Origin of the sequence: Pikeienuella piscinae, assembly GCF_011044155.1 — a bacterium.
Classification (GTDB): Bacteria; Pseudomonadota; Alphaproteobacteria; order Rhodobacterales; family Rhodobacteraceae; genus Pikeienuella; species Pikeienuella piscinae.
Genome location: NZ_CP049056.1, coordinates 1285962 through 1299071 on the forward strand (window position 1 = coordinate 1285962; position 13110 = coordinate 1299071).

A 13110-nucleotide genomic window follows, 5' to 3' on the forward strand; every position below is an offset into this window, starting at 1 on the left:
AAGGCATGATGAATCTCAACCGGCTCGGCGACATACTGCTCCGCGATATGCCCGATGCGCTTGTCGTGTCGGACCGTGACGGCGTCATTCGTTTCTGGAACGCGGGCGCGACACGAATATTCGGTTTCACACGTGAAGAGGCGCTCAATCGCCCCCTGGACATCATCATCCCCGAGGCGCAGCGCGCCCGCCACAACGCGGGCTACCGCGAGACGATGCGGACGGGGAAGACGAAATACGGCGGCGGAGATCTTCTCGCCGTCCCGGCGATCACCAGAGACGGCCGCCGAATCTCCATCCAGTTCTCGATCACGCCGCTTCGGGAGAGGCGTGGCGCCATCATCGGCGTCGCCGCGATCCTGCGCGACGTCACCGCGGAGTTCGAACGGCGCAAGGCGCTGGAGAAACGGCTCGCGCGTGAGTGCGAACGCGCGACCGGCGTGATGTAGGCATTGGGGCGATTGCGGGCGCGCGCCTGAGCGAGATGACGCCCGCGCTCCGCATATGCGAAAAAACAACGACCACCCGTCTGGACAAGTAAGGTCAGCCTCGGAAGGCGCACCGCCAGAGTGGGCATATCGTCCTCTCCGACGCTCTCCCGCGTTCGGAAAGAGGCTCGCCAGGGCGCGCCCGGAGAGGTCTTAGCGAAGCGCGGCGCACGCTGTCTGGATACGCGCCAGCGCCCGCTCCAATTCCTCGGTGTCGATGGCGTAAGACAGCCGGAAATAGGGTGAGAGACCATAGGCGGCGCCCGGCATGACAGCGACGTCCGCTGCATCCAGCAGGTATCTGCAGAACTCTCGGTCGGTCTCGATCACCCTACCGTCAGGCGTCGATCTTCCGATGATCCGGGCGCAGTTCACATAGATGTAAAATGCGCCTTTGGGACGATTGCAGTTCAGTCCTGCGGTCTGGTTCAACATGGAGACGGCCAGGTCCCGGCGCCGAAGGAGCGTCGCCAGTTGCTCTCCCTGGATCGACAGGTTTTCCTCCAGCGCCCGCACCGCGGCCCACTGGCTGATCGTGGAGGGCGCCAGCGTGACCTGAGACTGAATGGTGATCATCCGATCGATCAGTTCGGAAGTCCCGGCGCCGAACCCAAGTCTCCAACCGGTCATGGCGTAACTTTTTGAGCACCCGTTCGCAATCAGCACCCGATCCTTCAGATCAGGCGCGACCTGCGCGAGCGTGACGAATGGCGCGTCGTCGAAGCGAATGTGCTCATAGATATCGTCGCACAGGATCCAGATATCGGGATGTCGGCGCAGCACGTCGGCAAGCGCCTCCAGATCGCTCCGGTCATGCATGGCGCCGGTCGGATTGGAGGGGCTGTTCAGGATCAGCCACTTCGTCCTGTCGCTGATCGCGCACTCCAGGGTATCCGCCCGTAGGATGAAGTCGTCCACATCCCGGGTTTCCGCAAAAACGGGAGCGGCGCCGCAGATCCGGATCACATCCGGGTAGCCGGCCCAATAGGGCGCCGGAACGATCACCTCGTCGCCCGGATCAAGCGTAGCCATGAAGGCGTTGTAGATCACCTGCTTGCCGCCGGTGCAGGCGATGACGTTCTCGACGGTGAAATTCAGACCATTGTCGCGCCGAAGCTTGTCGCAGATCGCCTGGCGCAGCTCATGGACGCCGGCGAGCGGCGCATATTTCGTCGCTCCCGCGTCGATCGCGGCCTTGGCCGCGTCGCCTGTGCGCGGGTGCGTATCGAAATCCGGCTCTCCGACACAGAGCATGGCGATGTCACGCCCGTTTCGCTGCATCTCCTTCACCTCGCTCAGCAATTGTGAGGCTTCGGCGGTGACGATGGTGTTCAGACGGGCGGCGAACTGCGGCATGTCGGGTCTCCGGCTCTGTGTCTTTGGCGGTGCGGGTGCGCGCGCCCCAATGGGCGCCGACCGCTCAGGGGATCAGAACGATCTTGCCGTTATTCCCGTCGGCGATGACCGCTTCCTGCGCGCGCGCCGCTTCGCTCAGCGGCATCTCGCGCCCCACGACCGGCCGGAGCGCGCCCTCCGCGACGCCGGCGAGAACATCCTGCAATACCGACCTGATCTGATCGGCCGCCGCGTTCCAGATCATGACGCCGCGAATATCCGCGTCCTTCGCCATCAGCGAACGGGGGTTGATCGTCGTCTCGCCTCGGCAGCCGACGATGACGATCCGGCCGCCAGGCGCGATGACGTCGATATCCGCGGCGAGGTTCCTGTCGGCCAGCATCTCCAGGATCAGCTGCGGCGCGGGGAGCCGGCGGACCTCGTCCAGATACCCGGGCCGCGAATGATCGACGGGGTGATCGACGCCCTCCCGCCGGATAAGTTCAAGACCCTCCGCGCTTCCCGCGCTGCCGATCACCCTAAGGCCCGCGCGTTTCGCCAGCTGGACGGCCGCCGTCCCGACCGAGCCGCTGGCGCCGTGGATGAAAACGGTTTCCCCGGCCTGCGCACCCCCGCGCGCGAAAAGACAGAAATGCGCGGTCGTGTAGGGCAAACCCAAGGCCGCCGCCTGCGCAAACGAAACCCCGTCCGGCAGGGCCAGCACCTGCTCTTCGGGACGCGCGACCCGTTCCGCATAGCACCCCGTGAAACCAGCATGCGGGTCGATGGCGACCCCCAGCGTCGAAGCGATGAAGACGCGCTGACCAACTTTCAGACGCCGCGCATCGCCGCCCACAGCGACAATCTCGCCGGCCGCGTCGCCGCCCGGAATGTAGGGCAGCGCAGGTGTGAGCCGGTAGCCGCCCCTCCGCATGTAGACGTCGGCCGGATTGACGCCGGCGGCGCGGATCGCGACGACGACTTCGCCGGGGGCCGGCGCCGGGTCCGGATGCGTCTCCATGCGCAACTTCTCGGGGCCGCCGAATTCGTGAACGGATATGGCTTTCATTCTTTCACCGCCTTTTCCTGGGACTCTTCTAAGCGCGCATCCTCGGGCGCATCGCCGTCGAAGCTGCGCACGACCTTTTCGAGGCCCATCTCCAGATGCCCGCGAAGATGGCGCTGCATGGCTTCCAGGTCGTCGCCGCGCGCAAGGGCGCTGTATTCCTTGGCGGTCGCGGCGAAAAACGCATGAAACCCGAATTTCTGCTGATGTATTGAGAGATAGAATCGCAGCAGCGGCGTCAGGCTCCGCCAGCTAGCGAGCAGCAGGGAATGACCTGACATCTCGAACACCCAACCGTGAAAGGCGACCTCCCTGTCGAGAATGGCCTCGCGCCGGTCTTCACCCTCCACGGCGGCGACAAGTCGCGCGCACCGCGCGTCGATCTCCGCGAGGTCAGCATCCGTACGTTTGTCCCAAGCCTGCCGAAAGGCGAAACTCTCTAGCGTCAGACGCATGGACGTCAGTTCGCGAAGCTCCTTCACGCTGGTCGGGCGGACGCGAATGCTCTTGTAGGCCTCCTTCACGATCAGGCCATCTTCGATCAACCGGAAGATCGCCTCGCGCAGCGGCCCCCGGCTGACCTTCAACCGGCTGGCGAGCGCGGTCTCCGTCATCCGCTCGGACGGTCGGACCGCGCCGCTGAAGATGAAGGCGCGCAGTTGCTCTTCGACCTGATAGCTCAGCGTCTGGCCGGAGACGGGTTTGAGAGAGGTCATTCATCGTTCTTGTCGTGAGAGGAGGCGGGGCGGATTCCGGATCCGCCCCGCTTTGATCATTTCAGGAACAGCAATTCGCGCTGGATCGGCGGCACTTTCGCCGGGTCGAGACCGAATTCGGCGACGACCTCTTCGTACCATTTCTGCGTCTGGCCGGTTTCATAGTAATAGTAGATCGTCGTATCGACCCAGTCGCGGAACGTCTTGTCGGGTTCACGCCGCACCGCCGCGCTGGAGGGCGAGCTGAACGCCGGCTGGGGTATGACCACCTTGCCATGACCCAGTTTCTTCAGCGCAGACAGAAGCGGCGGGAAGAACAGCGACACCGCGTCCACGCGCCCGGACTGGAACGCCGCGATCGCGCCGGCGTTGTCCGGGAAACGCTGGATATCCGCGTTCGGCGTGTTGCGCGTCAGGAACGCGTCCATCGAAGTCGCCTGCGGCACCGCGATCGAAATTTCGGGCTTGTTGAGACCAGCCCAGGTCGAGGTGTCCAGATCGTCGTTCGCCAGCACCGCCAGCGACACGAAATCGAAGGGCTGTTTGGGAAAATCGACGACCAGCGCGCGTTCCGGCGTCGCGTCCATCTGGAACTGGATGTCGATCTTGCCCGTCTCTAGCGCCGCGATCGCTGTGCCCCAGGTGATCTCGACCGTCTCAAGTTCGACGCCGAGGGTTTCTGCCATCGCCTTGCCGACGCTGATGCCCAGGCCGCTGTTCCATTCGCCGGTGCGCGGATCCTTCGAGAACCAGGGCGGGGCCTGCGCCACGCCGATGCGCAACGTGCCGCGCTCCTTGATCGTCTCCCAGGTCGATTGCGCCGCCGCCGCCGAGACGGTGAGGCTCGCCGCCGCCGTCACCGCGAGCGCGGCGAGCGTCCGCGCCGCTGTTCGCATGAATTGTTTCATCTTTCGCTCCCTTCGGGTTTTGAAGTCGTCCGTATTCAGTGCGGCAGTTTGAACAGCGAATGCCCCTCGAGGAACTCGCGCACGCGCGCGCTCTCGGGGGTTACGAGCATGTCCTGTGGCGGCCCTTGTTCGAGAATCCGCCCCTCATGCAGGAACATCACGCGGTTCGCGACGTGATAGGCGAAACCGATCTCATGGGTGACGCAGATCATCGTCATGCCCTCCTCGGCCAGTTGGCGCATGGCTTTCAACACCTCGCCCACCAATTCAGGGTCCAGCGCCGAGGTGACCTCGTCGAACAGCATCACCTCCGGGTCCATGGCTAGCGCGCGCGCGATCGCGACGCGTTGCTTCTGGCCACCGGAAAGGCGCGCGGGATACTCGGGCGCCTTGTCCTCCAGCCCCATCCGCGCCAGTTGGCGCATCGCTTTTTCCTCGGCCTCCGCCGCGGAGCGGCCGAGAACCACGCGCTGCCCCTCCATGACGTTCTGCAATGTGGTCATGTGCGGAAAGAGGTTGAAATGCTGGAACACCATCCCGATCCGCGTGCGCAGCTTGCAGAGCTCACGCTCACGATACACGATCCTACCGCCGCGTTCGCTGCCAACCGCCTCGCCACGCAGGGTGACGCGGCCGGCGCTCGGCTCCTCCATGAAGTTGATGCAGCGCAGCAGCGTGCTCTTTCCCGAGCCGCTGGAGCCCAGAAGCACGACGGTTTCGCCCTCGCGCACCTGCATGTCGATGCCTTTGAGCACCTCTTGCGCGCCGAAGCGTTTGCACAAATTCTCTACTTTGATGACGTCGCGCACAGGTCCCCTCAATCGCTTTTGCCGAACCGCCGTTCCAGCGCATAGGTGGCCTGGACGATGGGATAGAGAATGACGAAGAACAGAAGCGCCACCACGGTGTAGGATTCGATGGGATTGTACTCCAACGAGGCGATCAGCTTCGCCTGCTGGAGCGTCTCCACATAGGCGACGATCGAGGCCAGCGTCGACATCTTGAAAACCTCGATGCCGCGATTGGTCAGCGCCGGCAGCATGCGCTTGATCGCCTGCGGCAGGATCACCCGGCGCAGCGTCTGGTTGTAGGTCATGCCGATCGCCTTCGCCGCCTCCCATTGGCCCGGCTCCATCGACTGGATGCCGCCGCGGAAGATCTCCGCCGAGAACGCCATCGTGTTGAGCGAAATACCTAGAACCGCGGCCATGTATGGGCTGACTTCGAACGGGACGATGATGGGGAAGGCGAAGTAGAACCAGATAATCTGGACCAGCACCGGAATATTGCGAAAGACCTCGACAAAGGCGGAGGCGGGCAGACGGATCGCCCGGTTGCGGGCGTAGCGCAGCGTGCCGACGACCAGCCCACCGCCCAGGCCCAGAACCACGCAGACCGCGAAGAGCGACAGCGTGCCCTCAAGCCCGGCCAGAAGAACGTCCCAATAGGCGAAGACAGAGGCGAAATCCCACTCGTATCCTATGCCCCCCATATCAGCGCACCGTCGAATCGCCGCTGAGGGCGAGTCGCTTCTCAAGCACGATCGAAACCTGCGAAAAGACCAGAATCAGCAGGAAGTAGATTCCGGCTACCACCGTATAGACTTCGAGCGGACGGAAGGTTTTCTGCGCCAACTCGTTGGCCTGGAACATCAGGTCGGCGTAGGAGACCGTGGAGATCAGCGTCGTGGTCTTGAACAACTCGATCGATCGTTCGACGAACGCTGGAATCATCCGCTTGACGGCCTGCGGCAGGATGATGCGCCGCAATGACTCTCCCCGCGTCATGCCGATCGCCTTCGCGGCCTCCCACTGCCCCTTGTCGATCGAGTTGATGCCACCCCGAAACACCTCCGCGAAAAACGCGGAGGACTGAATAGAGAGCGTCGCGACGGAGGCGATGAACGGCGTCATTCGTACGTCGATCAGGATCGGCAGGGCGAAGAAGAACCAGAAAAGTTGCACCAGCGGCGGCGTGGTTCGGAAGAACTCGATCACAAAGGTGCAGAGGATGCGCAGCGGCCTGATCCGCGACAGGCGACCCAACGCGATCAGGAGGCCGAGGGGAACGCCGAACGTCAGCGCGAGCCCCGCCACTTTGAGGGAATTGACCAGACCGAGAAGCAGGAATTCCCAATCTGCGAAAACGGCGAGGAAATTCCAGTCGTGCAAACGCTCTCCCCCGCCGGGCCGGTGGCTCTTCAGAAACTCCGCGCGACGCTATGGACGAGGCCGCAAGTTGTCAACAATCTACAATATCGCCAAATCCTGAAACGATCCCTGGCGGATGCCTCGCGCGGCCACGGGAGGGCGACGCATGCGAAGGCGAGCGCCGCCAAGCCTGTTTCCTACGGTCGACAGAAAGCGACCACGGACGGAGCTTTGACAGAGAGGTCCGGATAAATTCCCCGAACCGGCCCCAAACCCCAATCAAGCCATTGAGACATCCATCAAATGCAAGCTCCGCTCAAAGCGCGACGGCGACCGAATGACCGATTCTTTCGGCGCCGTTGACGGTCGGAGAATCAGGAATTCGGAAGATCGCTTCGAATGGTGAAGCCTAGAAAACCCGCCCTGGCGGCGGCCGGTTTCTCGCTCGACGGCGCTGCGGCCGCTAATCGCCGACGGCGAACTTGTGATTGCTGGAGGCGGCCTCGTATCTGATCGGCTTGGGACTCCAATTGGGCGGGCGGAGCGCGCTGACGGGCGTATCGACCGATAGCGGCCGGAACCGCGCGCGGCGGCCCGGGTCGATCGCCGGGACGGCCGAAATCAGTTTCTGCGTATAGGGATGCCTGGGGTCCGACAGCACTTTCCTGCGATCGCCGATCTCGACGATTTCGCCAGCGCGCATGACGGCGATATCATGGCTCATGCGCTCCACAACCGCCATGTCATGAGAAATGAACAGGTAGGAAATGCCGAACTCTTCCTGAAGATCGATCATCAGATTGACAATCTGCGCCCGGACCGAAACATCCAGCGCCGAAACCGGCTCGTCCCCGACGATCAGTTTCGGATTGAGCGCGATGGCGCGGGCGATGCCGATTCTCTGACGCTGGCCGCCAGAGAATTCATGCGGATAGCGGTCCATATGCTCGGGCAGCAAGCCAACCTTTTCGAATAGCCATGCCACACGGTCCTCGAGCTCGGTTCCGGTCGCCCCGCGGTGGATGATCAGGGGCTCACCGACGATGTTGCCAGCCGTCTTGCGCGGATTGAGCGAGGCGTAAGGATCCTGGAACACGATCTGCAACTCTCCGCGAAGCCGGTCCATTTCCCGGTGCGTCAGCTTGGTCACGTCTGTCCCGTCCACCATCACCGACCCGGCGTCGGGCTCGATGAGGCGCAGAATGCAACGGCCGACGGTGGACTTGCCACTTCCGCTTTCCCCGACCAGCCCGAGAGTCCGGCCGCGGTCGATCTCGAAGCTGACGGATCGCGCGGCATGCACTTCGCCGACGATCCGCCGCAGCAGGCCCTTGCGCATCTGATAGGTCTTGGTCAGGTCAACCACCTTCAGGAGCGGCCCGGAATTCGGGTCGGCCGGAGGCGAAGCCTTCGCCGGAACAGCGTCCGGCCGGGCCCCTTCCTGGTCGATGATGGGAATCCGAACGGGGCCGGCGGAGTCGCGCGTCTCTCCCAGCTTGGGCACCACGCTCAGCAGGTTCCTCGTGTAGGTGGCCTGTGGCCTCAAGAGGACATCCACGGCCGAACCCTCTTCGACCTTTTTTCCCTCCTTCATAATGACGACGCGGTCGCTCATCTCGCTCACTACGCTCAGGTCGTGAGAAATGAACAGGACCGAGGTCCCCAAGTCCTTCTGCAGGTGTTTGATTAGGCTCAGGATTTCCGCCTGCACGGTCACATCGAGCGCGGTGGTGGGTTCGTCCGCGATTAGCAGGCGCGGATTGCACGAGAGCGCCATGGCGATCATCGCCCGCTGGCGCATTCCGCCCGAAAACTCATGCGGGTACTGATCCAGGCGTTTCTCGGCATCCGCGATGCGCACCCGATTGAGCATGTCGAGCGCGAGCGCGCGCGCCGCGCTGTCGGAAATTCCCTGGTGATAGCGGGCGGCGTCCGAAATTTGCCGGCCGATCGGAAACACCGGATTGAGCGATGTCATCGGCTCCTGGAAGACCAGGCCGATCTCCAGCCCGCGGACGCGACGCAACAGCCGTTCGGGCGTCCGGGTCAGGTCCAGCGTTTCGCCGGACGCCGCGCGATAGAGGGACTTGCCTGATCGCAGGCTCCCGCCCCGCGCAGCGATCAACCCGACGGCAGCAAGCGTCGAGACGGATTTACCCGAGCCTGACTCCCCGACCAGGGCGAGGGTTTCTCCCGCCCGCAGATCGAAGGTCAGACCGTCCACAACCGTTGTGAGGTTATCTCCCTGACCGAAGGTGATGGTCAAATCCTCGACCCTGAGAAGAGGATCTCTGGCATCGCCTGCCGGACGCAAATTCATGGGCCGTCGACTCCATTCCGACGCAGCCGCAGTTCGAGGGCGTCGAGAAAGCCGAGCCCGGCGGCGAGTTGATCGATCTCGATATACTCGTCGATCCTGTGAGCCTGCAGCACATCGCCCGGCCCCATGATGACGGTCGAGATCCCCGCCGCGTGAAAGAATCCCGCCTCGGATCCGTAGGCGGCGGTATCGCCACCTTCACAGCCGGTGAGTTCCTGGACAAGGCGAAACGCCGGGCCGGACGGGTCCGAGAACGTCGGCTCGGCGCCGGTTTCCCTGGTCACGATCCGCGACCCGATATCGGCGACCGGAATGACCTTTTCCAGGGACCGGGCGACCAGCACGCCGAGACGGTCGAGAACCGCCTGAACCTCCACCCCCGGCACCGGACGCAATTCCCACAGAATTCTGCATTGTGGCGGCACGACATTGGTGGCCAGCCCCCCTTCGATGCGCCCGACATTGATTGTCGAGAAAGAAGGGGTCATGTCGGCGACGTTGACGCCACGAGACAGTTCCTCGCCAAGCGCTTCCAGAGCCGAGATGAACGCCACGGCGATACGAATGGCGCTGATCCCGTCCCCGGGGCGGCTTGAATGCGCGGGTTCCCCGAGGAACCGCGTCTCATAGGCGAGATACCCCTTGTGGGCCACGATAGGCCGCATGCTGGTCGGCTCGACGACGAACACCATACCCGGCTTCGGCAGGGTCCGACCAAATTCGGAAATGATGCCCGGCACCCCGAGGCAGCCCAGTTCCTCATCATAGGAAAGCGCAAGGTGAATCGGAATCGGCGACGATTTCGCATCGAACCGTTTGGCGAAGGCCAGCGCACAGGCGATCGACCCCTTCATGTCACATGCGCCGCGCCCGTGCAGACGATCGCCACGCCGCGACAGTTCGAAAGGCGGACTCGCCCAGTCCGCGGCGTCTGCCGGAACCACGTCAGAATGGCCCGAGAGCACCAGCCCGCCGTCCCTCACCGGACCGAGGGTGGCGAAAAGATTCGCCTTCCTTCCGTCCGGCGACGGGAGAATGGAGGTGGTCGCGCCAAGCTCGGAAAGCAGGGCGTTCACCCAGGTGACGAGCTCCATGTTCGACCGGTGCGACGTGGTGTCGAACGCGACCAACTGCTCGAGGATGCCGACGGCCGCGGCGAGATGTTCTTCTGGCACGTTCATGGTCATTTCACGCGCCGCCCAATTGCGGACTGCCCAGGGCGCGCGCGATCATGCCGCTATCGACATTCGCACCCGAAACCACCAGCACGACAGTCTTTCCCTTGATCTCTTCCCTGTCGCGATAGGCGCGCGCCAGCACCGATGCCGCGCCGGGCTCGACCAGCAGATGGCCGAGGACCATCATAGAGTGCATGGCGCTCAGAAGCTCATCGTCCGTAACCAGCCGACAGTCGTCGACCCAATTCAGAATCCCGTCGAGCGCCCGCACGGCCGGCACCCGGCAGACGATGCAATCCGCGAAAGTGTCGATCTCCCGTTCAACCGGTTTTCCGGCGTGGAAACTTTCGTACATCGCCGGCGCGCCGTGTGACTGCACCGCGATGACCTCGGCCTGCTCTTGGCGATTTCTCGCCGACAGGCCGATCCCCGACGCAAGGACGCCGCTTCCCATCGGAGTATAAATCCGATCGATGCCGTCCAGACCCTCGGCGATTTCAAGACCGACTGTCGCCGCGCCCTCGATCATCGCGACCGACTCGCCATCATCCACGAAGGTCGCATTGCGCTCTTCGGCGAAATTGCGAGCATGTTCCTTGGCGGCGTCTATGTCGCGACCGATCTCGTGCACCGTCCCCCCGAACAGGGCGATCATGCGTTTCTTGATCGCCACGCTGTTGAGCGGGAGGAAGATATCGGCGGGAACGCCCACCATCTTTGCGGCATATGCGACGCCCTGGCCGTGATTACCGGTCGAAGATGTCACCGCGCCACGACAGCTTCCCGCCTCCTGCGCCAGAAGGATGTGGTTCAATGCGCCGCGGGCCTTGAAGCTCGCGATCGGCGAGATCGTCTCGACCTTCAACCAGACTTGCGCCCCCAGAAAGTCCGACAGGCCCATGGAATACTCCAAGGGGGTCGCGTGAAAATGCTTCGCCAGCCGCCTGCTCGCATCGAGAACACCCTCGAACGTGGGTGTTCCATCCCGTGTCTCAGACTGGGCCGCCGCAGTTTCCGGTCCGCCGGATGTTTGATTAGTTCGGGCCATTGATCATCATTTTCCTGCTGAAATTGATCGATAGAAACAAGATACGGGAGAATATTTGTGGATTTGCTTCATAATTTTCTCATATGTTGCGCCGCGGTTCAAAAAAGCACGCCGAATGAAACGCGGAAGGACTCCACATGCCCGTTCAGCTTGATGACCTCGACCTTCGCCTCTTGAGAGAGCTGCAAAGAAGCAATCAGCTGCCGGTTTCGGAGCTTGCCGACCGGGTGCACAGTTCGCCAGCCACTTGCATTCGTCGCGTGAAACGCATGCGGGAAGAGGGCGTCATCGTCGCGGATGTCTCGATCATCGACCCCGCCATGTTCGGCAAGAGCATGACCGTCATCGTCGAGGTCACCATCGAACGCGAGCGACCGGAACTGATCGATCTCTTCAAGAGATCCGTCTTGAAGAACGAGCGGATATTGCACTGCTACTACGTCACCGGGGACGCAGATTTCGTGCTGCTCGTTCATGTCGCCGATATGGAGGAATACGATGCGATCATCACCGACCTCTTTCACGACAACACGAACATCAAGCAGTTCAAGTCCTTGATCGCCATCCGCAAGATCAAGAGTTCCACCCACTACCCCGTTACGCGATATACTGGGGCGGAATCGGCCCGCTGACCGTCACGCGGTAAGCCGGCCGTTCTCCACCGATTGCGATCCGCTCTGGTAAACGTGGCGAATATTCCCCGAATCCAGCAGGATGGAGAGGTCGGCTTCGACATCTCCATCCACCACGATGACGTCGGCGTATTTGCCGGGTTCGAGGGTGCCAATCGCATCGCCAAATCTAATCGCCTCCGCGGCGGCCCCTGTCGCCATGTGGATCGCTTCGATGGCGGAAACGCCGACCAGTCGGTGGTAAAGAACGATCTCGAGAGCATTTTCGCCATGCGGCGTCAGATCGGGAATGCCGCAATCCGAACCCAGGGCGATCTTCACCCCCTTTCTGGCGGCCATGCGCAGGTTTTCAGGATACACATCCATGATCTCGGCCGACGACGCGACGATGTGTTCCGAATAGCCAAGTTCCTTCGCGCGCGTCGCCTGCCTGTCGAAGGGATAGAGCGTCGAGATCAGCCAGGCGTCATGCTCGACCATCAGTTCCGCCGCTTCCTCGTCGATGAGGCAACCGTGTTCGATGGTGTTGACCCCGGCCAGAACCGCGCGCTTGATCCCTTCGGCCCCGACGGCATGGGCGGCGACATGCTTGCCGCGCTGCCGCGCCTCGTCGCAGATGACGCGCATTTCCTCGATCGAGAACTCCGGCCCACCCGACCACTCGCCACCGCCGGCGCGTGTGGCGAAGATCTTGATAACATCCGCGCCAGCCTTCAGTTGCCGCCGCGTGACGGTGCGCAGGGCATCGACGCCATCGGCCTCGATGACGCCAGCGTCCCAGCCATGCCCGCCGGTCATCGCGATTCCGCCGCCGCATGCGAGAATCCTTGGCCCCGGCAGGTAGCCGTTCCTGACGGCCTCGCGCAGCACGATGTCGCTGCCGCCCGCCGAGACGCCGACATCGCGGACCGTCGTGAACCCGGCGCAAAGAGTCTTGCGGCATGAATATGCGCCCGACGCGACATCCCGCCCGGCCTTGTCGGTCAAGGCGAAAAAACCGCTTTCCTGTTCGCTCATGACCGTGGCGAACGAGATCCAGGACCGCGGCTCGTGCAGGGTTTCGCCATAGGTGATGTGGACATGGGGATCCACCAGTCCGGGCATTACGGTCTTGCCGGCGACATCCACAACCCTGGCGTCCGGGTCCTGAGGCCCGCTGCTCCCGACCGATACGATGCGTTCGCCGTCAATTACGACATCACCCGTGACCGCCGCCGCACCGGTGCCGTCGATGATCTTGCCGCCCTTCAGGATAATGGTCATCCGCCT

General features: G+C 62.9%; 13 protein-coding genes. 2 read left to right on the forward strand and 11 right to left on the reverse strand.

The genetic code is table 11. The features are described from left to right. Window positions 1–8 precede the first annotated feature (8 nt). The gene (locus tag G5B40_RS06245; RefSeq protein ID WP_165096407.1) at window positions 9–449 is read left to right on the forward strand and encodes a PAS domain S-box protein; all 441 of its coding nucleotides are present in this window, start codon (window positions 9–11) and stop codon (window positions 447–449) included. 192 nt (window positions 450–641) lie between these two features. On the opposite strand, the gene G5B40_RS06250 is transcribed toward G5B40_RS06245, so the two are convergent. From G5B40_RS06250 to G5B40_RS06295, 10 genes are all read right to left on the reverse strand, one after another. Further along, window positions 642–1844, reverse strand: a complete 1203-nt coding sequence (locus G5B40_RS06250) for a pyridoxal phosphate-dependent aminotransferase (RefSeq protein ID WP_165096410.1) — start codon at window positions 1842–1844, stop codon at window positions 642–644. A 64-nt stretch (window positions 1845–1908) separates the two neighbouring features. Continuing rightward, window positions 1909–2892 carry an NADPH:quinone reductase gene (locus G5B40_RS06255; RefSeq protein WP_165096413.1) on the reverse strand — a complete coding sequence of 328 codons (984 nt, stop codon included), beginning with the start codon at window positions 2890–2892 and terminating at the stop codon, window positions 1909–1911. Continuing rightward, window positions 2889–3605 (reverse strand): GntR family transcriptional regulator, encoded by a 717-nt coding sequence (locus G5B40_RS06260; protein ID WP_165096416.1) that lies wholly within the window; start codon window positions 3603–3605, stop codon window positions 2889–2891. The genes G5B40_RS06255 and G5B40_RS06260 overlap by 4 nt, the downstream gene beginning before the upstream one ends. A gap of 56 nt (window positions 3606–3661) precedes the next feature. Next, window positions 3662–4513, reverse strand: a complete 852-nt coding sequence (locus tag G5B40_RS06265) for a transporter substrate-binding domain-containing protein (RefSeq protein WP_165096419.1) — start codon at window positions 4511–4513, stop codon at window positions 3662–3664. Window positions 4514–4548: 35 nt separating this feature from the next. Further along, window positions 4549–5322, reverse strand: coding sequence for an amino acid ABC transporter ATP-binding protein (locus tag G5B40_RS06270; RefSeq protein WP_281350556.1), 774 nt, complete (start codon window positions 5320–5322; stop codon window positions 4549–4551). A gap of 8 nt (window positions 5323–5330) precedes the next feature. Then, window positions 5331–6005: an amino acid ABC transporter permease gene (locus G5B40_RS06275; RefSeq protein WP_246209722.1), complete on the reverse strand. Its 675-nt coding sequence runs from the start codon at window positions 6003–6005 to the stop codon at window positions 5331–5333. A gap of 1 nt (window position 6006) precedes the next feature. Then, entirely contained in the window at window positions 6007–6684 is a 678-nt protein-coding gene (locus tag G5B40_RS06280; protein ID WP_165096422.1) for an amino acid ABC transporter permease, read from the reverse strand. A 442-nt stretch (window positions 6685–7126) separates the two neighbouring features. Next, window positions 7127–8929 (reverse strand): ABC transporter ATP-binding protein, encoded by a 1803-nt coding sequence (locus G5B40_RS06285; RefSeq protein WP_165096426.1) that lies wholly within the window; start codon window positions 8927–8929, stop codon window positions 7127–7129. A 50-nt stretch (window positions 8930–8979) separates the two neighbouring features. Further along, window positions 8980–10164, reverse strand: a complete 1185-nt coding sequence (gene argE / locus G5B40_RS06290) for an acetylornithine deacetylase (protein WP_165096429.1) — start codon at window positions 10162–10164, stop codon at window positions 8980–8982. 7 nt (window positions 10165–10171) lie between these two features. Continuing rightward, window positions 10172–11062 carry a threonine ammonia-lyase gene (locus G5B40_RS06295; RefSeq protein WP_165096432.1) on the reverse strand — a complete coding sequence of 297 codons (891 nt, stop codon included), beginning with the start codon at window positions 11060–11062 and terminating at the stop codon, window positions 10172–10174. Window positions 11063–11346: 284 nt separating this feature from the next. Between G5B40_RS06295 and G5B40_RS06300 the strand changes: the two genes are divergently transcribed. Continuing rightward, window positions 11347–11841, forward strand: a complete 495-nt coding sequence (locus G5B40_RS06300) for an Lrp/AsnC family transcriptional regulator (RefSeq protein WP_165096435.1) — start codon at window positions 11347–11349, stop codon at window positions 11839–11841. A gap of 3 nt (window positions 11842–11844) precedes the next feature. Here G5B40_RS06300 and G5B40_RS06305 read toward each other — a convergent pair whose 3' ends face one another. Further along, complete coding sequence (locus tag G5B40_RS06305) at window positions 11845–13104, reverse strand: metal-dependent hydrolase family protein (protein ID WP_165096438.1); 1260 nt, start codon at window positions 13102–13104, stop codon at window positions 11845–11847. Window positions 13105–13110 lie beyond the last annotated feature (6 nt).